Annotated in this window: 17 protein-coding genes and 1 pseudogene; 16 read left to right on the forward strand and 2 right to left on the reverse strand. The window is 59.1% G+C overall.

The window, feature by feature from the left end:
• Positions 1-341 precede the first annotated feature (341 nt).
• Positions 342-1,304, forward strand: a complete 963-nt coding sequence (locus tag ABIB95_RS37970; RefSeq protein WP_354247481.1) for a GlxA family transcriptional regulator — start codon at positions 342-344, stop codon at positions 1,302-1,304.
• A gap of 547 nt (positions 1,305-1,851) precedes the next feature.
• Here the strand turns inward: ABIB95_RS37970 and ABIB95_RS37975 are convergent.
• On the reverse strand, positions 1,852-2,712 hold the full coding sequence (locus ABIB95_RS37975; RefSeq protein WP_354247484.1) for a hypothetical protein: 861 nt from the start codon (positions 2,710-2,712) through the stop codon (positions 1,852-1,854).
• A gap of 1,300 nt (positions 2,713-4,012) precedes the next feature.
• A complete protein-coding gene (locus ABIB95_RS37980) occupies positions 4,013-5,956 on the reverse strand; it encodes a PAS domain-containing sensor histidine kinase (RefSeq protein ID WP_354247486.1) in 1,944 nt (647 codons plus the stop codon).
• Between the two features lie 631 nt (positions 5,957-6,587).
• Here ABIB95_RS37980 and ABIB95_RS37985 point away from each other — a divergent pair.
• From ABIB95_RS37985 to ABIB95_RS38055, 15 genes and pseudogenes are all read left to right on the forward strand, one after another.
• Positions 6,588-7,604 carry an alpha/beta fold hydrolase gene (locus tag ABIB95_RS37985; protein ID WP_354247489.1) on the forward strand — a complete coding sequence of 339 codons (1,017 nt, stop codon included), beginning with the start codon at positions 6,588-6,590 and terminating at the stop codon, positions 7,602-7,604.
• Positions 7,605-7,819: 215 nt separating this feature from the next.
• On the forward strand, positions 7,820-8,329 hold the full coding sequence (locus ABIB95_RS37990; RefSeq protein ID WP_354247491.1) for a DUF302 domain-containing protein: 510 nt from the start codon (positions 7,820-7,822) through the stop codon (positions 8,327-8,329).
• A 308-nt stretch (positions 8,330-8,637) separates the two neighbouring features.
• Positions 8,638-9,588 carry a GlxA family transcriptional regulator gene (locus ABIB95_RS37995; protein ID WP_354247494.1) on the forward strand — a complete coding sequence of 317 codons (951 nt, stop codon included), beginning with the start codon at positions 8,638-8,640 and terminating at the stop codon, positions 9,586-9,588.
• A 372-nt stretch (positions 9,589-9,960) separates the two neighbouring features.
• Positions 9,961-10,476 (forward strand): AMP-binding enzyme, encoded by a 516-nt coding sequence (locus tag ABIB95_RS38000; RefSeq protein ID WP_354247534.1) that lies wholly within the window; start codon positions 9,961-9,963, stop codon positions 10,474-10,476.
• Positions 10,477-10,522: 46 nt separating this feature from the next.
• Complete coding sequence (locus ABIB95_RS38005) at positions 10,523-11,443, forward strand: cation diffusion facilitator family transporter (protein WP_247312378.1); 921 nt, start codon at positions 10,523-10,525, stop codon at positions 11,441-11,443.
• Between the two features lie 332 nt (positions 11,444-11,775).
• On the forward strand, positions 11,776-12,495 hold the full coding sequence (locus ABIB95_RS38010; protein ID WP_247312381.1) for a hypothetical protein: 720 nt from the start codon (positions 11,776-11,778) through the stop codon (positions 12,493-12,495).
• Between the two features lie 46 nt (positions 12,496-12,541).
• Complete coding sequence (locus ABIB95_RS38015; RefSeq protein ID WP_354247499.1) at positions 12,542-13,666, forward strand: alkene reductase; 1,125 nt, start codon at positions 12,542-12,544, stop codon at positions 13,664-13,666.
• Entirely contained in the window at positions 13,663-14,082 is a 420-nt protein-coding gene (locus ABIB95_RS38020) for a nuclear transport factor 2-like protein (RefSeq protein ID WP_354247502.1), read from the forward strand. Before ABIB95_RS38015 ends, ABIB95_RS38020 begins: the two co-directional genes overlap by 4 nt.
• 2 nt (positions 14,083-14,084) lie before the next feature.
• Positions 14,085-14,660 carry a carboxymuconolactone decarboxylase family protein gene (locus ABIB95_RS38025; protein WP_354247505.1) on the forward strand — a complete coding sequence of 192 codons (576 nt, stop codon included), beginning with the start codon at positions 14,085-14,087 and terminating at the stop codon, positions 14,658-14,660.
• Positions 14,657-15,607: an alpha/beta hydrolase gene (locus ABIB95_RS38030; RefSeq protein WP_354247508.1), complete on the forward strand. Its 951-nt coding sequence runs from the start codon at positions 14,657-14,659 to the stop codon at positions 15,605-15,607. The genes ABIB95_RS38025 and ABIB95_RS38030 overlap by 4 nt, the downstream gene beginning before the upstream one ends.
• Positions 15,604-16,392 (forward strand): enoyl-CoA hydratase/isomerase family protein, encoded by a 789-nt coding sequence (locus ABIB95_RS38035; RefSeq protein WP_354247511.1) that lies wholly within the window; start codon positions 15,604-15,606, stop codon positions 16,390-16,392. The genes ABIB95_RS38030 and ABIB95_RS38035 overlap by 4 nt, the downstream gene beginning before the upstream one ends.
• A 64-nt stretch (positions 16,393-16,456) precedes the next feature.
• The gene (locus ABIB95_RS38040) at positions 16,457-17,452 is read left to right on the forward strand and encodes an MDR family oxidoreductase (protein ID WP_354247515.1); all 996 of its coding nucleotides are present in this window, start codon (positions 16,457-16,459) and stop codon (positions 17,450-17,452) included.
• A 103-nt stretch (positions 17,453-17,555) separates the two neighbouring features.
• Positions 17,556-18,299 carry an SDR family NAD(P)-dependent oxidoreductase gene (locus tag ABIB95_RS38045; RefSeq protein WP_354247518.1) on the forward strand — a complete coding sequence of 248 codons (744 nt, stop codon included), beginning with the start codon at positions 17,556-17,558 and terminating at the stop codon, positions 18,297-18,299.
• 781 nt (positions 18,300-19,080) lie between these two features.
• Positions 19,081-19,533 carry a DUF2000 domain-containing protein gene (locus tag ABIB95_RS38050; RefSeq protein ID WP_247312406.1) on the forward strand — a complete coding sequence of 151 codons (453 nt, stop codon included), beginning with the start codon at positions 19,081-19,083 and terminating at the stop codon, positions 19,531-19,533.
• Between the two features lie 328 nt (positions 19,534-19,861).
• Positions 19,862-20,096: pseudogene (locus ABIB95_RS38055) on the forward strand (transposase); the annotation flags it as partial.
• Positions 20,097-20,193 lie beyond the last annotated feature (97 nt).

Here is a 20,193-nt window from a genome sequence, read left to right on the forward strand (position 1 = left end):
TGCGGCGCCGCTGGCAAATTTTCGCCGGTTGTCGATCGCTTGCATCAAATTTCGGGGCTAGTGATATTTGCCGTAGCGGCCGGACGCTTCGCTTCCTCGACGTTTCTTCGGCGCGGCCCAGCGCGTCATGAAATCCGACCGCATTTTTCTCCGATTGCAAATATTCTTTGCTAAATGTCCGCTCGAGCGTCCCAAGGCGTTTCTGCAGCAGCGCGGCGTCTCCGCATCGTGATGAACATTCTTTTCCGCAGGTTAGCCGACGGGCAATATGTCGGATATAGCTCTCTTTCGGACACGGGGTGCTCAGCCATGCGGCCCGCCGCAATGGAGCGATGCGTATAATGCAGACTATCGGTTTCGTCGTTTTTCCGGGCTTCGGGGTAATGAGCTTCGCGGCCGCTTCGGTTTTCGAGACTGCCAATACGATGGCGGGCGAGGCTCATTACGATGTGCACCTGCTTTCCGAGACGGGCGGACCGGTGCGCAGCTCAATCGGCGTTGTCGTTGAAACGAAGGCATTCGACAGCATCGCCGTCGATACGCTGATCATCGGCGGCGGCGGCGATATGAGCTTTACTCCGGGCCTCTTGGCCTTTCTGAAGGCCTCCGTCCGGTGCTCCCGCCGGGTCGCCGCGACCTGCACCGGCGCATTCTATTTGGCCGAAGCGGGGCTTTTAAATGATCGGGAAGCAACGACTCATTGGTTCTATGCCGACAACTTTCGATCTCGGTATCCAAATGTCAGGTTGAAGGCCGACCGTTTGTTTGTCGTGGATGGCACGATCTGGACTTCGGCGGGAATGACGGCTGGTGTCGATCAGGCGTTGGCAATGGTTGAAGAAGACCTTGGCACCGATGTAGTTAGAGCGACAGCAAGAAACCTCGTCGTCCACCATCAACGCGCTGGCGGACAACCCCAGTCTTCCGCGATGCTGGAGATGAATCCAAAATCGGACCGCATACAAGACGCACTAGCCTTTGCCAGGAGAAACCTGGACAAGCCCCTGACGGTGGAGCTGCTCGCGGAAAATGTGAAGCTAAGTCCGCGTCAGTTCAGCCGCATCTTCCGAGCGGAGACGGGTCGACCGCCAGCGAAAGCAGTCGAGCAGTTGCGCGTGGAAGCCGCGCGAAACCTGTTGGAGCAGAGCGTGCTTTCTGTAGATATCATTGCACGCCAAACCGGCTTTAGCGATCGGGAGCGCATGCGCCGCGCCTTTGTGAGGGCTTTTGGGGAGCCACCGCAAGCCATCCAACGCCGAAGACGCGAGTCTACCAATAAGATGGTCAAATTTGGCGGCCAGTGAGTGGCGGCGCTTGTAGAAATCGTCATCGCAGCTGCTCGCATCGGCCGTCCACGGGCGGAATTGCGACAGCGGACGAGGCGATGTTGGACGTTGCATTGCCGCTGTTCGAAGCGAGACGTTAAGTTGGCCCTACAGGGTGCGGTTGAGTTGGTTTTGGCCGGTAAGCCGCGGCGTCGTTTGCCTTCAAGGGACGATGAGATTTTCCTCGTCTCTGGACTGGTCTGCCCAGCCGGATCGGCTCGCAATAGCCGCACCGCTACTTTTCAAGGCGAAGCGGCGATCCTACTTGTAACCTCGGTGGCGCCGACGGAAGCTTGCGTTGCTTTGCCCCAGGATTGGCGGACGGCATGGCGCTGGCGCGTTCGAAGAACTTTGCGCCGCCATCTGCGCTCGGCCGGATGATAAAGTCTTCGTCGCCAATCCATGAATGGGCCTATCAGACGTAGAGCGGAACAGGATGTTCCGCTCTACGTCTGGATCGGGTCGCCGAGGCTGTGTTAAGAAGTGGATCTGCTCGTTGAAACGCTATACTCGTCGCGTCGACCGGCTATTTTTGCTGAGGCGTCACAGCGAGTTTGCGGTCCAAGGGAACGTAAATGACTGCGAAGGGAGTTCCGGCATCGTCTCCGACGATTGGCATCGAACCGAACGCATTGCCGCCAAGCATGGAGTTCTCGAAATAGGGAGCATAGACCATCATGTGCGGATGCCAACCGTGACCTAGCTCAACGCCCTCCTGATCGGCTCCAGAGTTGAGATGCTGATCCGCCGACCACATGTACGCGAACGTAACCTCATCTCTCTTCGGAAGTTTGCCTGTGGCATAGGCGACCTGTACCGCTTCGGCGATCTGGTCGGGCGTCTTGCCCTGCATGCCGAGCGTGTCCTTCATTTCGACGTAGGGAAGGATAGTTCGCGCGGCGCTTGGAATAAAGCAGGCGGGCGCGCGTATCGTTGCATCATACCCAAGATTTCGAAATGCTATCGGAGTATAGGTCCCAGAATTGGCCCAGCCGCGCATGACTAGGCAGACAAAACCGCTGTCGCCCTCATGCGCAGTTTCATAACCGTTTGCAGTGAGGATCTTTATCGTTGCTCGATCGGAGATGTGCGCGGGCGCCGCGCTTTTCGCGAGCGCAATTTCGGCCTCGCGTGGCATCAAGTAGGCACTTTGCGGCGGATATTGTCGGCCCTGTGCCAGGGCCATCCCCCATCCGGAGCTTGCTAACAGAGAGGTCAGAGTGACAATCGCGGCTCTCAGGGCAGATGTCGACGTTGCTCGCGATGCCGCCGGGGCTTTGGTTTGCGCGCCAATATTCGTCGCTAGAGCGGAATCTCTGTCCTTAATCCCGTCGTGCCGAAAGGCCGTTCGATGGACACTCAATGCATTGAAACGCTTATTGGACATGAAGGCTCCCGGATTTGCTCGTATGTCGTCTGAGCTTTCGCTCTGGAGCGAGACTATCGGTGTCCGATAAGACGATACACTATACAGGTGTATCCATCGATTGAAGACGAGGACATTTGTAGGAAATGGTTGAAATTTGCGGCTCAGGCTTGACGAAGACTTTGAAGGCCGGTTCCGCCTTGGGCGGACCCCAAATTATCGGCGTCTTGACTACTTGAGACGAGCAGCCATTTCGATGCAGATCGAACGCCGCAAAAGGGCAATCCTTAGCGCCATCTCAGTTTCTGACCATCGTTATAGAAACTTGTCTGATATCGCCTTGTGAGATGATGAAAATCGACTGCCGATTACCCCTCGTTGCGACCGTCAGATTTGCGGAAAATGTAGGAGCTTCGACGGCCGCCGAGATGTGCCCTCCGCTCGCGCGGCCTTGGAGGCTGCCGCTGACGCCGCGGCTCGATTCACTCCAGGTCCCTGAGATGCGGCCACCTTCGCTGACGACGTCGCTGTTGAGATCGAACCTGTAGCTATCGCTGGCGCATCTCAAAACCTGCTGCAGCGCGGGTTCCGTGCCATTTACGCGGTACGTCGCGCGGCACTTCAATCGCTCTCTCGATCCGTCTGAAAGGGAGATCGAACCGGAGCCGGCCCACGCGCCAGCCAATCCCGCAAAGATCGCGGATTGTGCAGAAGCGGGGGAAGAAACTAATTGTGGGGCGAGAATGACCAAGGCCACAATTGTTTGACGCGTTCTTTGCACGACGACCCTCTCTCGTTGAATGACTCGGCTCTTACCGAGAGACTAACTTTTCGGTCGATGGAACAATTATACGTCTGTGTAGGTTCATAATATCGGAATCGATGTCATCGATAGACGGCTTTTAACTACGTACAACAGCGGCCGCTCCCCTGAGTTCTGCTCTGAGTCTTGGTGGCATGTTGCCAAACTTTGTGGATCGAACCGTGAAGGCCAGTGGTGAGCTAATCCATTCGCCGGGTTGTTAGACCTCGGTTCGGAAGTTCGGAGGCAGCTGCCAATGGCATTCCATCGGGCGTTTCGCCGAAGGCGCGCAAGTCGGCTATCGAGACAAGCTTAGAGATTCGAGCTGGCCGTCATTGCCGCACACCGAACGGCAGGTCGGCGGTTAAGCTACTAACAGAAACGTCAAAGGTAGGGCGTACACGACGTCCGAATTGTCTTAGGACGCTGTGGAGATTGTCTTATTCGCCACGTCGAACGCGGGGTGCGCGCTGGGGCGACGCGGAGATGGTGCAAGAGGTGATCCTCGACCAGGAATTCTCAAAACTCATTCTCGTCTTCGTGAATAGGAAGGCTAAAGGTAAACACAGCACCATTTTCGTCATTAGAGTCCGCTGATATCCGTCCGCCCTGACGTGCGATGATCGACGCACATATCGAAAGGCCTAATCCCATTCCGTTGATCTTGGTCGTGGTAAATGCCGTAAAGAGACGGCTGCGTACGTTGGAATCGATGCCTGGGCCAGTATCGCTAATCTTAACTGTTCCTGCTGACCCGTCAGTTGAGGTTGATATGCGAAGCCGACGCAATCCGTCGTGGGTATCGGACATCGCCTGAGCTGCGTTCACCACCAAATTAATTATAACCTGCTGAACTTGGATGCGATCTGCACGCACATGGGGACGTGAGCTCGTCAGATCGAGAAAAAGCTCGATACTGCAGCGCTTAAGATCGCCGTCCAGCAACACAAGGCTTTCCCTCACGATGTCGTTTAGGTCGAGGCGGACTTGCTTTGGCGCTTCGTTTCGCGCAAGTGCCTGTATGCCACCGATTACGCTGCTGGCACGCTTTGCGTCACCGACGAGTTTTTCAAGGGAAACGATCGCAGCCTCTATGTCAGGCGTATCTCTCCGCAACCAGCGGAGCCCAGCCTGTCCATTTGCCAAAATTCCAGCAAGCGGCTGATTCACTTCATGTGCGATGGACGCTGTGAGCTCGTCAAGACTTGTTAAGCGGGTCGCGTGGGCCAGATCGGCTTGGGCTGACTGAAGCGCCAATCGGGCTCGGTTGGACGAGGTAATATCGACCAGCGAGAGAAAAATGGTTTCACGGGATGCTGCCTCTGGCGGAAGTGCAGTCGTAAAAAGAACATCCAGGCGTAAGCCATCGATTGTCTGGAGGGTCGCCTCCGTTTCGAAAATCGGCTGATTTTCGCAGACGGCGAGCATAGCTTCCGCGAACGCTTGCTCGCCAACGACGGGCCAAACTGGGCCCATGGGTCCGAGCAGATCCCATTTTGTCCGGGCACCGAACATTCGAATTGTAGCGTCATTGACGTCAACGACCCGAGTCAGGTCGATAGCTTCACGGACAAAGTTGGGATTTTCAAGCAAGTACTTCCGAAGGTCGACCACCCCTTCATAATAGAGATCCGAAATCCGGCGCCTGACGGCAGAGATGTCACATTCCCAGATGGAGACACCTGTCGTCTGAAAAATAGTGCGATACCGTGTTTCACTCCGCCGAACTGCCTCGTCTGCTTCTTCGCGATGGGTGATGTCGTTCGACGTTTTTAGAATGCCCTTCGGCCGGGAACGCTCATCTCGCAATAATGACCAGCGGCTGTTTAATGTGAGCGCCTTGCCGTCCTTGGAGCGACTGAGCAGCTCACCTTCCCAATACCCGTTCTCAAGGAGGATGGCGGTCAAGTCGTCGCGAGAAACTGGCAGGTCTGTTTTGAGTAGGTCCTGGGAGATTGCGCCGCAGGCTTCCTCACTGGACCAGCCAAAAAGTAGCTCGGCGCCTCGATTCCATGAAGTTATCACACCGTTCAAATCACACACGCAAACGCTGTCGTGGGTTTGGTCAAGCAAGCGGGCTTGCTCGCTTAAGAACCTGCTTGCTGCCAGGTTTCGGAGGATCAAGAATGTCACGATGCCAATTGCTACAATTCGGATTGCGAAACGGGGTCCATCGTTTTGCGCGATATAGCTCAGAAGAGTGAGGATTACCGAAAGCAGTGAGGTCCAGATCACCCACTCGCGACGGCCAGAACGCGCAGCGACAAGCAGGACGGCCGCATACAGGACGGCAACCGGCTGCGGTGTTTGGGTATCTATGACGAAGATAATTATCGCCAGCAGAAGGACAACAACTGCAAGCCAAGGACTCTCTATCGACCGCCGGAATGTGACGGCCAGCCAAGAAGTCCACACGCCCACATGCTGTTGTGGCCCTTTAAAAAAATGTGTCGAGTCAATCAACGCAATGTCCAATCGTCGTTAAAGCCTTCCGACAGGTAATCTCCACGGAGTTGCTCCCTTGAGCAGCCGTCCGTTTACAAGAGAACGACCGCTTACGCGGACGGTCGGAACGCATCTAAGCCTGAAGTATCAAACCTGGTAAAACAAAAAAACTTGCGGCGGAACAGTCAGAGGAATGCGCTCTTCACTTGCTAAAGAAACGTCGGAATTCGAAAGTCGATATCGCGTTTCCAGGCGGGGCGTTGATCTACGCTCCTGCGCCGCACTCTCGCTGGTAACTGGGCGCCACGCATGCCAGATCTCGTCGGCTCGTGCTGTTGCATCCTCAGGCGATCTTGGGGGCCCAGGGGGCGGTCCCGATGCCGTGCTGCCGCGCCCAAACATACGTCGCGCAAATTGCTATCAAATTATACGCCTGTATCGTTGAGCTGCTCGCCGTTGCCAAAGCATAGTTAGGGATCGCACCACGGCGTTTCAATCAAGACGGTTCGTCAATTAACCGGTGGAACGGGCAGCGCGGGTTCACTCGAATGCGATCCCGTAGATCATTGGGGGAGGCCACAGCACGGTGGTCGGTCAAAATAGCATGAGCCAGTTCTACCCACCGTTGCTCCCGAAAAGGAATTCAGAGATGACACTGCGTCCGACAAGTCCAAGTTTCAATTCCCGACGTGAATTCCTGTTCGCAGCCGCCGGTGGCGTGGCGCTCGCCGGCGCCGCCCCGGCCCTGGGCTTTGCGAGTGAAAGCGCTACCCACAGCAATGCGCCGATCGCGTCGACCGTGCCCTTTGTCGAACATCGCATTCCGCATGACGGTCACATGATCTACGCCCAGGAATATCCGGGGCGGGGCCCGGCTTATGTGCTGCTGCACGGTTTTCCCGACAATCTCCACATCTACGACTATGTGGTGCCCTATCTGACGGCGGCGGGTCGGCGGGTCGTGGCGTTCGACTTCCTCGGGTTCGGGCAATCGGAAAAGATGGCGCCGGGTAGCTATCAATACAATTTCGATCAACAGGTTGGAGATCTTTCCGCGGTTGTCGATGCTCTGAAGATAGAGAAGTTCATTCCCGTCGGTCACGATTCCGGCGGGCCGTGCGCCGCCAACTACGCTCTGGATAATCCGGGTCGCGTGGCCTGGCTTTGTCTGATGAACACCTACTACGCCGACTCCCCAACGCTGAGATTTCCCGAACTAATCGAACTGTTCGGCGATCCTTCACTAAAAGCACTCGCAAGGGCGTTTACCGCGAGCCCCGACAAGATGGCGTGGCTGTTGAAGTTCCAGAACCAAGGGTTTCAGGTGAACATGCCGCCCAACCTCAGGGAACGCTTCGATGGCATCTTGCAGCCGATCATCGATGCCAACTTTGCCGGTGGGGCTGGGCCGGCCTTCACGCAGATGACCTCCCATTTGCGGGAAAGCGTAGCCTACAACACGAAACGGCTCCCAGAGGCGGGTCGATTTACGCCGAAGGTGAACCTGATCTGGGGTGTCCTCGACCCGTACCTAACTCCCGGAGCAGCGGACGCGATCGCTTCGATCTTTCCCCACACAACGGTCAAACCGGTGCAAACGGGCCATTGGCTCATGATCGATGCACCCGAGGAGGTTGCGAACCTCTTGCTGGCTGGTGGTGCCTAGTCTCCGCGCCTCTTCCTGCGTGCGCTGGCCCGCACACGCAGGCGGCGGCGAGAGTTCTGCTGAATACCTGCAACGCAATTCCGGTGAGAAAACACATGCATCGACGCGATTTCATTACGGCAATTGCTGGTTCGCTGTCGTTGCCACTCGCCGCGCGCGCACAGCAGCCCGTCAGAGCGGCGGCAGAGACAACAGCAACGAGGAGTGTACCAATAATGCTGACCACCGCGACGAAAAAGCTGGTTGAACGGGTCGAGGTGGAGACTCCGTTTAATTTCGGAGGTCTTGTAGCTGCCTTCGAGAGGCAACTCGGTCATTATGACAAAGCCATTGGCGAGGAGCTCGTGCGCAGGCACGCCTCATGGGCCGAGGTCACCGCGGCAATGGACCGGATAAGCGGTCCCCACGGCCTTATGATAATGGCTCACTTGGAGCTCGGACGGACTGTTTCCCTTACGGGATCTTTAGTCGAGTGCTCCCTTTACCTTGTCGGCAATCCGCTAATAATTTCGGAAATCACTGACGTTAAGGCGGGCATGCTCGTTCCGTTCCGCGTCGAGCTCTATGCGGACGCTGGCAAATCGGTCATCTCCTACGATCGACCGTCATCTTCGCTCGATACACTCGATAATCGTGCACTTGATGCGCTAGGCAGCTCCTTAGACGCGAAGATGCAAAGCTTGATCGGCGCACTTGCCAGTCCAGTCGACACTACAGTCAAATGACACAACAGCTCCCTGCCGGGCCGGCCTCGCGTGGCAGAATTTGACGAGCCGCAATTGGGCGTCGTTTCTGTTGGCGTGACTTGAGCTGTCGCGCGAGCGGGGTAGTGAGAGTGAGAGAATATTTTTTCGTGGCGTTCGGCTGATGAGGGCAGCGCAGCAGGCATCACGAGAACTGGGATGGTGCCCTTCTAGACGCACTTAAAGAGCTATTTCAATGAGATGGTTTCTTTGATTCCAAATTGGTAGCCGGATATTGCGGATGGCGGAAAGGAACCTAAATACATTTGTTCAGACGAGAATGGTGGCGGATGCAGCGTGTTGGCTTCTTGCTCTCTCCAGGCTTTCAAGTGACGACTTTAGCAGTACTGTCGGTCTTTGAAGGCGCAGACTTCCGGGCCGGAGAGCTGCGCTATAACGTGCGCATGATTTCCAAGGATGGAGGACCCGTCCGGTCGTCGTCCGGACTAATGGTCGAGACTGAGAAGTTTCGGGATCCGAAATTCGACACGCTTATCGTTTGTGGCAACATATTGCTTGAGATGAGGGGGAGCGATCCAGCGGTCGTTGAGTTTGTTCGGTCCGCAGCAAAGGTGTCGCGTCGCACGGCGTCTGTTTGTACGGGGGCATTCATACTCGGCGATGCAGGCCTCCTGGATGGCCGCCGTGCGACAACTCACTGGGGTCACGCGCAGAATTTCAAAGCCAGGTTTCCCAATGTTACGCTTGACGAAGATCGCATCTTCATCGTCGACGGAAATATATGGACCTCGGCTGGAGGAACCGCTGGCATCGATCTCGCATTGGCGATGGTCGAGGAGGATGCCGGGGCAGATGTTGCCCGCTACGTTGCAAAACTGCTGGTTGTCTATCACCGCCGCTCGGGTGGCCAATTTCAACGCTCCGCGTTGTTGGAATTAGAGCCAAAATCCGACCGCATTCAAAGCGCCTTGGCCTTCGTCAAGAAAAACCTCAATTCGACTATTTCGGTCGAGCAGCTTGCGTCAGTCGCGAACCTAAGTACACGGCACTTCAGTCGAGCCTTCCAATCGGAGACAGGCCTTTCGCCGGCCAAGGCGATCGAAAAATTGCGAATTGAGGCCGCTCGTCTGATGATCGAGGAGGGCCGTCATTCTATTGAGACCGTGGCGAAAGAAACGGGCTTTGCCGATCGCGAACGGATGCGGCGGGCGTTTGTTCGTGCGCTCGGTCAGTCGCCGCAGGAGTTCAGGCGGCGCACTCGCTCTGAAACATCCGCATAATTCCCGTGCCATGCCGATGGTGCACTTTCCAAGTGCGTTACAGCTCATCGCTCTAACATTGAGTTGACCCTGCCATTCTTTCCGAAAACGGTGGTGCCGTAACTGCGCTGGCAAGGCATGTTTGGGAGATTATCGATTGTGAAAAGATTACCATTGCGGCGACCGTTCCGACCAACGTGGCGGCCATAGCGTCCGCATTTTCGGTTGGTCTCTGGAAAACGCCTCGTTAAGCGCCGTCGGCGCTCACCTTGGCCAACGATTTTTGAAGCTCGGTTTGGCGTGAAAATCTGCGAGCTTTTCCGAACGACCGAAGCGGCATGCATCGCTGCGATGACACCAAGACAAAAACTGCGTCGGAGCGGCGCAGCTGGGATGTGTCTTCCCTGCGAGACAATCGAAATTAGAAACCCAAACCAACAAAATCTCACCGGCCGGCAAAAAGATCGGATCATCCGGAGAGGGCATAGTATCGATCCAGGCACCGTCGAAGATGCTTGCTTCAGCCATCCCGGCATAAGCCTTTGCGCACCCGTGGGACAGATCGATGTCAACGAAGGAGAGATCCCCGTTGCGTTCGTGGTAATGAAGCCCGGATACAATCCCAGGCACAGAGGTCGCCGCACTTTCGCTCCAGCTGTTCGCTGTGAAAAAATCCATCAAATCGACGGCGCCGCGCTCCGTCGAAGGCGGCGCGGATCAAATGGCCTCGCCGGAGGCACCAGTTCGATGCTCAACCGACGACACCGAGCATTGTTGGTGCCGAGCGCTTTGGTCCCGCTGCTGCGCTGTTCGGGAGTGGGGGTACACCTTGGTATAATTTCGAAAATGCAGGGCGGCCGATTTGCTTGCTTCTTTTCCAAGCGCTTATTGCGGCTTGTTTCAAGATAAGGGGAATAGGATGCGGCAGTCCAGAATGGCTTTGCGGAGTAGGGGAGTGATCGTCGCCGTCGCGTTGGCGGGCGATATTTTGATCGCGTTAATGAAGTTTGGCGCCGCATATGCGACCGGCAGTTCAGCAATGTCGGCCGAAGGTATCCATTCCGTCATGGATGCGGCGACCGAGGTCGCTCTGCTCTACGGCATCGTCGCGGCACACCGTCCAGCGACGGCGCTCCATCAACTCGGATTCGGCCGCGAGATCTTTTTCTGGGGCTTCGTTGCGGCGCTACTTATCTTTGCGGCAGGCTCCGGCAGCGCGCTGCACGACGGCGTAAGCCAAATCATGAATCCTCAACCGATCCGTGACATCAAGATCAGTTATTGTGTATTGTTCGTAGCGTTTCTTGTCGAGCTCGCATGCACCGCCTACGCGCTGAACCGCGTCGCCGGAGTCAAGACTTGGAGCGGCGTCGTCAGATTCGTCCGCGCGACCCGCGATACCGCGTCACTGACAATTCTCTTGGGTGGGTTGGCCGGCGTCATGGGTTTGATCCTGGCAGCGACCGGTATTGGCCTCGGAGTAATCCTGGACCAGCCGTCATTCGACGGGTTCGCGTCTATTGGGATCGCGGTTATTCTCGCGCTGACCGCTTCCTTTCTGGCAGCCCAGGGGAAATCGCTTCTGATCGGAAAATCTGCATCCGCCGCGAAGGTCAACGCTATAAAGGAGGTCGCGGCTGCTATTGTCGGTGTCAGGTCCATCAACGGCGCTGTAACTGTGCAGCTTTCGCCGGATCAAATTCTGGTGGCACTCAGCGTTGCGTTCGCTCCGGAACTACTCACCAGCGAGATCGAGAATATCGTCGCGGCGATTGATGTTGCAATCAAGGCTGACCATCCGGAAATAACGACCTTCCTCGTTAAGCCGCAGAGTAGGCAGCTTTATGCCAAGCTCAGCGCAAGCCGTGGCTGGTAAGATATCGCGGCCTCGACTCTATCTTTCACTCTATGAACCGAATCGCGAGGCGTCACTAACTGCATGTTCGGTTGCGGCGTGTCTGCCGCAGCTATCCGAAATTCCTGTCGATTTGAGTTCGAAAGGGTAGCGGCCCCCTGGGTGAAAACGGCCGGAGTTGCCGGCGCGCGTCAGGTACACCTACGTATAATTGTGAGTGGGAGGAAAACCCCCGACCGTTGGCGCACGGAACACGGCGATACGGCTTCGAAAGCGGCCCCCGTCGGATCCAACTGCAACCTCGCTTCGAGTGGCGTCGGCTGCGTCGATTCACTGGTTTTAAGGAACGCGCGATGAACGACCTACTTGCTTTTGCGATCGAAGCGCATGGCGGGCTTGACCGTTGGAATGAGTTTACGAAGCTCCGCGCCGAAGTCTCTCTCTCCGGGGCCATTTGGGATTTCAAGCAACAGACTGGGGCGTTGATCGACAAGGTCTTCGAGATCAAGACCCACGAGGAACATCTGTCGATTACACCGTTCCCGGCGCCTGGTCAGCGAAGTCTGTTTGTTCCTCATCGACTCGTTTTCGAGACGTTGGACGGCAAGATCGTCGAGGCTCGGGACAATCCAAAATCCGCGTTCGACGGCCAGATATTCGCGGACCCGTGGGAAAAGCTCCACGTCGCATATTTCTCAAGTGAGGCCCTTTGGACCTACCTGACCTCACCTTTCCTCTATACCTATCCTGGTTTCGAGAGCGAGGAAATCGAGCCCTGGCATGAGAACGGCGAAGAGTGGCGGCGACTGAGGGTCACCTTCCCCGACCATATCGAAAGCCATACCAAGACCCAGATCACTCACTTCGGCTCGGACGGGTTAATGCGACGGCACGACTACACCGTGGACATTCTGGGGGGGAATTCCGGCGCCAACTACACAACCAACTATCGCGATTTTCAGGGCATCATGATGCCGACGACGCGTCGAATCTATGCCTACGACGACGCGATGAAGAAGATTCCAGAGCCCCTGCTGGTCGCCCTCGACTTCGGCAAGCTCATCTTCAGCTGAACGCGCCCGCCGCTCTGTGCTGCCATCATTTCAAGAGGAAAACTCCGTGTCCATCGATACCCTATTTTCGCCGGCAAAATTCGGCGCACTTTCCCTGCCGAACCGAATCGTGATGCCGGCTCTGACGAGAATGCGCGCGGTACCCGACGGAGTTCCGCAGCAGATAAGCGCCAAGTACTACGCGCAACGCGCGTCAGCCGGACTGATCATCACGGAGGCCACGGCGATCAGTGTCCAGGGACACGGTTATCCGCAAATGCCGGGTATTCATACGCCGGAGCAAATCGCCGGCTGGCGAAGGGTCACCGACGCGGTCCACGCCCGTGACGGCCGCATCGTCCTCCAGATCGTCCATCACGGCCGCTGGTCACACTCTAGCTACAATCCTGACGGCAGCCTGCCGGTGGCGCCATCGGCGATAGCGCCGCCAGGCTCAGCCTATACGCCGAGCTTCACCCAGGCGCCTTATGAAGTGCCGCGCGCGCTTGAGACTAACGAGCTTCCGTTGATCGTCGCGTCCTTCCGACAGGCGGCAAGGAATGCGAGGGACGCGGGGTTCGACGGTGTCGAGATTCACGGCGCGAACGGGTTCCTGCTCGACCAGTTCCTGCAGGATGGCAGCAACCACCGGACCGATGCCTATGGCGGAACGATCGAGAACCGGGCACGGCTGCTGCTTGAAGTTGTCGACGGTATCGCCACCGATATCGGCGCGGAGCGTACGGCGGTTCGCCTCTCACCACACGGCAATCTCGGCGGGCTGAGCGATAGCGATACCGTTCCGCATTTCAGTTACGTCATCGGGGAACTAGGCACGCGCAACCTGGCCTATCTGCACATGATCGAACCACGCGCGTCGTCGATCGGACTAGCCGACGACGCGAGCATCGACAGCGCCAACAATGCCATGCTGTTCAGGCGCCTGTTCGCCGGACCGCTAATCACCGCCGGCGGGTACACGACACAGATGGGCGTCGATGTCGTCACGGCCGGGTTGGCCGACGCGGTCGCCTTCGGCCGCATGTTCATCGCCAACCCGGACCTGCCCGAACGCATTCGCACCGGCGCCGGTCTCAACGCGTTCGACCGCTCGACCGCCTATGGCGGCGGCGCTCACGGGTACACCGACTACCCGACCCTGCCGCTCGACCGTGAGGTGGCGATAGCATGAGCGACAACCAAGCCAACGCGCCAGGCCAAGGTTGGCTCGATATCATCAGGCGGCCGAGCCTAGAGGCTTTCGCGTCGGCCTTCGCCGAGGACGTCGCGCTCGTGACGTCCGTCGCGAGCGGGCCGATCGTCGGGCCGGTCGGTGTGCGGCATTTCTTCGACGCCACCCGCGCGATGTACGACCCGATCGCCTTTGTCCATGAAACAAGCGCGGGCTCGCGGACGTGCCTCGAATGGAAGGGCAAGTTCCAGGGCCAGGACGTCGCCGGGATCACGATCCTGTGCCGGAATCCTCAAGGCCGGATCGAGGGCATCCAGCTCTATCACAGCCCCTACGAGCAGGTGCTCGCCTTCTCCGCAGAGTTGGCGCGCCGTCTCGAAGGCAAGCTCATTCCGCTGCCCTTTCCGGGTCATTGACCATGCGTCTCCCCTTGATCGATCCCGCCGATTTCAATCCTTTCCAGCAGGCCCTCTACGATGACATGCGCGCCGGCATTGCCACCGGCTTCAGCGCGTTCAAGACGTCGGACGACAACGGCAAGATGATCGGGCCCTGGAACGTCTCGCTCCACCATCCCGCCGTCGGCAAGGGCTCATGGGAGCTCACCAAGGCGGTTAATGCGATCGGCGCGCTCCCGGCCAATGTGAAAGAGGTAGCGATCCTGGTTGTTGGCGGTCACTATCGGGCCGCATACGAAATCTACGCCCATGTCGCGGTCGCCGAGCGGGTCGGCATGCCGCTGGCGCGGATTTCCGCATTGGTTTCGAATATCAAGCCGGCTGATCTCGCCGCCGACGAAAGCGCGGCCTTCGACATGGTACTGGCGCTTTGCGGCGGCGGGCCGGTTCCTGAGCCGATCTGGCGGCTGGCCGTCGAGACCTTGGGCGATCTCGGCGCGGCCCAACTTGTCTTCCTCGTCGGCGTCTACGCGTTCGTCGCGACGACCCTAAATGGCTTCGACGTTCCCGCACCTAGTCGGGAGACCGGAGCATGACCAGTTCGGAGATCGCACCGCAGCCGTTGACGATCGAGCAGCATAATGTCGCGTTCGTCGCCGAGCCTGGTGTCGTGCTTCGCGGCTGGCTTTTCCGCCCAGCCGGGGCCGAATCTCCGTTGCCCACCATCACCATGGCGCATGGCTATGCCGGCACTGCGCATCATGGCCTATTTCGATTTGCACGTGCTTTCGCGCAGGCCGGATTCGTCGTCCTGCTGCACGATCATCGCAATTTCGGCGGGAGCGACGCACCTGACCCGTGCGACATCGATCCATGGCAGCAAATTGCCGACTGGCGTTCGGCGATCTCGTTCCTGGAGAGCCGACCCGAGGTCGACGCGACCCGTATCGGCCTTTGGGGCACTAGCTATGCTGGGGGTCACGCGATCGTGCTTGGTGCCACAGAGCGGCGGCTCAAGGCGGTGGTCGCGCAGGTCCCGACCATTAGCGGTTACGAGCAGGGCCTGCGCCGCGTGGCGCCAGACGCCGTGTCGAGCCTGGAGGCGGCCTTCATCGAGGATGACCGGCGCAGGTTCCGCGGCGAGCCTGGACAGCGGATCTCGGTCGTCGGCGATGGTCATGACCAGCCTGCCGCCTATCGTTCGCAGGACGCCATCGACTTTTATCTTCAGGATTTGCCAGCAAATTCGTGGCGCAACGAAGTGACACTGCGCTCGGGTCGTGCCGCCCGGATGTATGAGCCAGGAGCCTGGGTCGCGCGCGTGTCGCCAACGCCGCTGATGCTGGTCGTGGCGATGACGGACACCATCACCCTGACTGGTCTGGCCCTTGCCGCCTACGAACGCGCCCTTCAGCCGAAGAAGCTCGTGATGGTGCAGGGTGGCCACTTCGACCCTTATCTGTCGCAGTTTTACACCGCGAGTGAAGCGGCGGTCGCCTGGTTCCACGAGCATCTTCGCCGATCACCGGAAGACCAGCCATGACGCACATCCGCCTCACCCTTGTTGATGAGCTCGCAACATTGATCCTCGCACATCCGCCACAGAACCGTATCGGTTCTCAGATGGTAGACGAACTGGCGGCGGCACTGGACGAGATTGAACGTAGCGAGGCTCGCGCCGTGCTGGTTTACGCCGAAGGACCGGACTTTAGCTTCGGCGGTGACATCGTGCGCTGGCCACAGATGACCAATCGGGAACTCCGGACCTCCTTTGAAACCTATATGGTGACGTTCAACCATTTCGAACGCCTTCCCATACCCACGATCGTTGCCGTGCAAGGGTTGTGTTTTGGCGGCGGCCTTGAACTGGCCGTTCGCGCCGACGTGATCTTTGCCGGCGAGACAGCCCGCTTCGGCCATCCGGAGCAATCGATCGGCATCGTGACGTTGCTCGGCGGCGTCTATCGCATCGCCGAGCGGGCCGGACGGTCACGCGCGATCGAGTGGGCCTTCACGTCCGAGCAAGTGCCGGCAACCGTGATGCGCGACCGCGGGGTCGTCAATCGGGTGGTCGCTGATGCGGACCTGATGGCCCAGGCGAAGGCGTTTGCCCGCAAGGTGGCGAACGGTCCAACCCGAGCCCACGCGGCCCATAAGGCGCTGCTGCGCATTTGGGCGACTGGAGGAATAACCGCCGCTGACGAGGCCATAATGGACATCGCCATGCCGCTCTTCGAGACCGACGACGTGAAGATGGCTCTACAAACCTCGGTCGATGCGTTCCTGGAAGCAAAACCGCGGCCGGCCTTCTCGTTCAAAGGCCGATGACTACGCAATCCTGCGGCACCGCGATTGCGCAGGTCAATTCGAACCAAGATCGGAAGTGCGGTCCATGCCCAGCAAAAATTTCAAGGCGTTGGTCCTTCGTCGACCCGCCGAGCGTATCGAGGCCTCGGTAGAAACGCTCACCGATGACGACCTGCCGGCAGGTGATGTTCTTGTCCGGGTCCACTATTCTGATGTGGGCTACAAGGACGGTCTTGCGATCACCGGCGCTGGACATCGCCAACTCGTTCAGAGCTTCCCCTTCGTGCCCGGAGTCGATTTCGCGGGTGTGGTTGAGCTGTCCGACTCGGTTAGGTTCAAGCCCGGCGACGAGGTGATCGTCACCGGATGGGGCGTCGGCGAAAGGCATTGGGGCGGCTACGCCAAAAAGGCGCGGGTTAAGGCCGAATGGTTGGTGCCTGTCCCGGCGGGCATGACGATGCGGCAGGCGATGACCTACGGCAGCGCCGGCCTGTCGGCCATGCTATGCGTCACCGCATTGGAGCGCCACGGCGTCGTCGCCGGGAGCGACATCCTGGTGACGGGCGCAACCGGAGGAGTCGGCAGCGTCGCGGTCATGCTGCTGCACAGATTGGGTTATCGCGTTCACGGCTCAACCTCTCGAGCCGAGGAGGAAATCTATCTCCGCGCGCTCGGAGCGGATGAGATCGTGGCAGCGAAAGACATCAGCGAGCTGCCCGCGCAGCCGTTGCTTCCCGAGCGCTGGACCGGCGCTATCGACAATGTGGGCGGTGCAACGCTGGCGAACGTCCTTGCCAGCACCGCTTATGGGGGCGCCGTCGCAGCGCTCGGTCTGGTCGGCGGCACCGATCTCCAGACGACGGTACTTCCCTTCATCAAGCGCGGCGTTGCACTTCTTGGCGTGGATTCGGAGAAATGCCCGAACGAAACCCGGGGCGCGGCCTGGCGACGGCTGGTGGAGATTCTTCCAGAAGGCCTGCCGGACGACGTGATCGAGGAAATCGGGCTTGAGGCGCTTCCCGCCCGCGCGGAGGCGATCATGCGGGGAAAGGTTCGCGGCCGCACGCTGGTGGCCCTGTGATGGACTTGTCGCGATGGCGACCGGCCCCACGGCGCCACCAGGCCGCCGCAACTGGTTAGGTTCGGAACCTTAAATACACCATGTCGATTTGGAGGGATTCACAATGACCAAGACACTTTCCGGCAAGGTCGCGCTCGTGACGGGCGGTTCGCGCGGTATCGGAGCGGCTTCGGCGCTGGCGCTTGCCGAGCTCGGCGCGGACGTCGCGATCAGCTTCTCCGCAAGCGGAGATAGGGCCACGTCCGTTGTATCCGACATGGAACGGAAGGCCGTTCGCGCAAAGGCCTTCAAGGCCGATCAGGCTGATCCGGCGAAGGTGGCGGCGCTTGTCACCGACGTCCACCGGGACTTCGGACGGCTCGATATTCTGGTCGCGAACGCCGGCGTCTTTGCAGCCGCCCCGATCGACGCCGATGACACGGTCGCGCTCGATCGCATGCATGCCATCAACGTCATCGGCGTCATCGCGGCCATACGAGCGGCCTCGCGATTCATCGGAGATGGTGGACGCATCATTGCTATGTCGTCTGCCTCAGCAACGCGGGCCGGCGCTGCGGGATTGGCCGACTATGCGTCCACTAAAGCGGCGGTGGCCGGCTATATCAAAGGCGCTGCGCGCGACCTCGGGCCGAAGGGGATCACCGTCAACGCGCTGGCCATAGGCCCGGTCGAAACGGAGATGAACCCGGACAGCGGCCCGTTCGCCGATTGGCTGAAGTCGGCCACTGCGCTGGGCCGCTATGCCAAACCTGAAGAGATCGCTGCAGTGGTCGCATTCCTTGCCTCCCCAGCTGCGAGCTTCGTCACGGGTTCGCTGCTGGTCGTCGATGGCGGCATCGGCGCTTGATGAAATCCCGGCATCACCGTTGATCGAGCGACCAGTTCGTGGGCACGAAGTCGTAGCCTCGACCCTTGGCTCGCAGATGCCCCGTCCCCGGAAGGGGGAGATGCGCGCCGACTACCCAATACCCTCCCCCCGCCGCCTCCCGAAAGGTGGCATCGCAGGTCGCACGTGCGCCGCGCTCGTCGGAATCGAAGGCGATCGTGACTTCGCGGTCAGCGAACTGGACGGATGCGGAGTGCACGACGTCGCCCCAAAGGAGCAGGCGCTCTCGACGGAGTAGAAGCTGTGTCCGGGCGTGCGCCCATATGCCGGAACGGAGCCTATGTCGAAGGCACCGAGCGTCCAGCGGAAGAAAGGAGGTGCCTCCTTGCGCGCGAAAGGAATATATGGGGGCGCCGCGATGGCAGCTATCGCAAGAGGGAGAGAGGCTGCAAGACCGAGCGCTGCGGAAAGGTACCTCATCATTGGCTTCTCCCTGACGGGGGCGTTTTGCTCAGCCGAGCGGCTATGCCGCACGGGCCGGCGTCCACCCGGTCCCGATGCGAACTATGAGTCACGAAAGCTGCGGATGGTCTGGCGTGTAGGAACTGGCTCTCGAGATCGGCCGGTCGATCGAGTCGGCTTCCGCCAGTGAGTGAAAGTTCAGGGACAAAATTTGCATGAAAGGCCTCGTTGCACCGAGGGGGTTCGAGCATCCGGACCGGTTGATGTACCTACTAAAACGCGGCGCCGATCGGCTCCGCGGCTCCGCGAGGCGATCCGCACAGCGAAGGGCGATAGGGCGATGAAGGAAAGCGATATCGAGATTTCGGCCGGCAGCGCTGCCGTCGACGCCGACGTTCACAAGATCGTAGTGGTGCTTCGAGAGGACCTCGAACCGTGGAAGCGGCTCAACGTAACGGCCTTCACCATCAGCGGCGTCGCTGCTGTCCACGACGTCGTAGGTGCTCGCTATAGGGATGCTTCCGGCTCGACCTATCTGCCGATGTTTACGGAGCCGGTGGTCATTTTCGGCGCCACTGCAGACGAAATGAAGCGGACCGCCGATCGCGCCCGTTCGCGGCACGTGCCGTTCTCGATCTTCACCGAGCAATTGTTCTACACGTTTAACGACGAGGACAACCGAGCCGCGGTGGCGGCTGTCGCGACAGCCGATCTGCCAATCGTCGGCCTTGCGTTCCGGCGCGAGCGCAAGATCGCCGACAAGATCCTCAAAGGCCTGAAGCTGCTCCGCTGAATCCTCGCGGCGGCCGCGCGAGCGTAGTTCGATCGGTCTCCAGCCTCTTCGCCAGCTTAAGCAAGGCATGGAGGGGACGGCACCAGCTTTTCCTGGGGCGTAGGACCGCGCGGTGTCCCGGATCAGCCGCTCGGTGAGTTAGTCGTCAAGCAGGAACGGTCGTCCCACCGGAAGCTCGCCTGCTGAGGGTTGGTCTCACTCCAGAGGCGTCGAGGGGCGCGACCTCTGATTTCCGAAGATCCGTTCCCGAATTCTCTCGCGGAAACGTTTCACCACTTTTCGCCGAACGGCCGGATATCGAGCTCAAAGGTCCACGCGCTGCGGAGCTCGCTGCCGCGTGCACTTCATGCGCAACGTGCTCGCGCACGCCGGCAAGAGCGGGCGGTTCGTCGTCTCTGCCTTCATCGCCATGGCGTTTTGCCCTGGACGATGCCGAGTCCGCCCGCACCCAATGGCGGAAGGTCGCCGACCAGCTCCGCCCCAAGCTGCCCAAGCTCGCCGCCTTTCTCGACGATGCCGACACCGACGTGCTCGCCTACATGAGCTCCCCGCCTCGGCATCGGACCTAGTACCCGGAATCAGAGCTGAGTGATACGGCGGCCTTTGAAGGGGCGTTGACGAACCTTTTTCTTGGTCCAGACGAAGGGCTCGGCTTTGTCA

Source organism: Bradyrhizobium sp. LA2.1, from assembly GCF_040547725.1.
In the GTDB taxonomy this organism is placed as follows: domain Bacteria; phylum Pseudomonadota; class Alphaproteobacteria; order Rhizobiales; family Xanthobacteraceae; genus Bradyrhizobium; species Bradyrhizobium barranii.

Coding starts and splice junctions, on each gene's coding strand:
- ABIB95_RS37970 (WP_354247481.1), top strand. CDS start 342: ATGCAGACTATCGGTTTCGTCGTTTTTCCGGGCTTCGGGGTAATGAGC.
- ABIB95_RS37975 (WP_354247484.1), bottom strand. CDS start 2,712: ATGTCCAATAAGCGTTTCAATGCATTGAGTGTCCATCGAACGGCCTTT.
- ABIB95_RS37985 (WP_354247489.1), top strand. CDS start 6,588: ATGACACTGCGTCCGACAAGTCCAAGTTTCAATTCCCGACGTGAATTC.
- ABIB95_RS37990 (WP_354247491.1), top strand. CDS start 7,820: ATGCTGACCACCGCGACGAAAAAGCTGGTTGAACGGGTCGAGGTGGAG.
- ABIB95_RS37995 (WP_354247494.1), top strand. CDS start 8,638: ATGCAGCGTGTTGGCTTCTTGCTCTCTCCAGGCTTTCAAGTGACGACT.
- ABIB95_RS38000 (WP_354247534.1), top strand. CDS start 9,961: ATGTGTCTTCCCTGCGAGACAATCGAAATTAGAAACCCAAACCAACAA.
- ABIB95_RS38010 (WP_247312381.1), top strand. CDS start 11,776: ATGAACGACCTACTTGCTTTTGCGATCGAAGCGCATGGCGGGCTTGAC.
- ABIB95_RS38020 (WP_354247502.1), top strand. CDS start 13,663: ATGAGCGACAACCAAGCCAACGCGCCAGGCCAAGGTTGGCTCGATATC.
- ABIB95_RS38025 (WP_354247505.1), top strand. CDS start 14,085: ATGCGTCTCCCCTTGATCGATCCCGCCGATTTCAATCCTTTCCAGCAG.
- ABIB95_RS38030 (WP_354247508.1), top strand. CDS start 14,657: ATGACCAGTTCGGAGATCGCACCGCAGCCGTTGACGATCGAGCAGCAT.
- ABIB95_RS38035 (WP_354247511.1), top strand. CDS start 15,604: ATGACGCACATCCGCCTCACCCTTGTTGATGAGCTCGCAACATTGATC.
- ABIB95_RS38040 (WP_354247515.1), top strand. CDS start 16,457: ATGCCCAGCAAAAATTTCAAGGCGTTGGTCCTTCGTCGACCCGCCGAG.
- ABIB95_RS38045 (WP_354247518.1), top strand. CDS start 17,556: ATGACCAAGACACTTTCCGGCAAGGTCGCGCTCGTGACGGGCGGTTCG.
- ABIB95_RS38050 (WP_247312406.1), top strand. CDS start 19,081: ATGAAGGAAAGCGATATCGAGATTTCGGCCGGCAGCGCTGCCGTCGAC.